This window comes from Brucella oryzae, assembly GCF_041929965.1.
Taxonomy (GTDB): domain Bacteria; phylum Pseudomonadota; class Alphaproteobacteria; order Rhizobiales; family Rhizobiaceae; genus Brucella; species Brucella oryzae.
Map to the genome: position 1 here is coordinate 1 of NZ_JBHEEO010000065.1, position 1,090 is coordinate 1,090.

The following is a 1,090-nucleotide window of genomic DNA, read 5'->3' on the forward strand; positions in this document are numbered from 1 at the left end:
GAAGGTGAGGTTTTCGATCCAACCTGGTCGGACGCGGAGCAATGCGTCTATTTTGGAATGAAGTTTAAGACCTCTTATGTGCAGGAGCGGTTCAGCGCTCGTGGTGACCAATTCGATTCCTTGCTTCTGGATGCTCTGAATCGCCATGCTATCCTGCGCGACGACGAATTTTGCCAGCAGGTACTGGATTCGGCCATGATGCCACGTTCAAACACCGCTCAGACGGCGGTATCGCCCGGCGTCAATTGATTCAAAAAATGGGCTGAACGCATTTAATCTCGCCAAATGAAAAAAGCAGAACGCCTACGTTATCGACCTATGGTGAGCTGCGAGAGAATAGCAATGCCGAACCTTGGTATAGCTCTCTTCCACAGCTTCTCATTCAGCCTGTATATTTAGACTGCAAGCGGTCAGTCGATAGCTCCAGCGCCTCGCGCCGGGTGATCTGTTCATTGCGCCCAGCTTTGGCTTGCACCTTAATCCTGCTCGTATGGGGACATATCATCCCACCGAACTAGTAGGGGCTGTCTTCAAGCACGTCGACATCCCCTATCACTCCCATTATTTTACGCAACCATTCCGTCTTCTACCGGTCTGTCGTCACGGATGTTCCAGTTTATCAGCTCTGTTGACAGCCATGGTGTGCCGCAAACCAATTGGCACAAAACGCTTGTCTCCGCGCTTGGCATAGCTGGCAAACGCCGTTTGTAGCTGAAACGGAAATCTCGAATCTGGCAACGTTTGTGCGGAAACGCGCAACGCTTTTCTGAGGTTTTGAATCGGATTAATGCAAATTGTCTCGATTTGAAATGCGTTGCGGGCAAATTGGAATGACGTGTAGACACGTTGTGGTACGTTGCGGGCAACTCATGACGACATGCCCAAGACGTAAATCAATTCTATAAAATCCATTTACCCTTACGGGAATGAATATGGCGTCAAACGGCGTTTGAATCTGGAGGACCTACCTGGGAAAACGCCTGTCTACCAGATTCTTTTGCTCTACGCCCCCTGACGCTCCCTCGAACACGGTGGGACCGTCCTGGATCGGTTCCCGACTCTCAAACGTCGTTTATCGATGAATCGGATA

General features: G+C 50.4%; 1 protein-coding gene. It reads left to right on the forward strand.

Annotated features, from left to right (window positions below):
- Positions 1–249, forward strand: a 249-nt coding sequence (locus JNC70_RS22740) for a hypothetical protein (RefSeq protein WP_374789053.1), incomplete at its 5' end; no start/stop codon positions are given.
- Positions 250–1,090 lie beyond the last annotated feature (841 nt).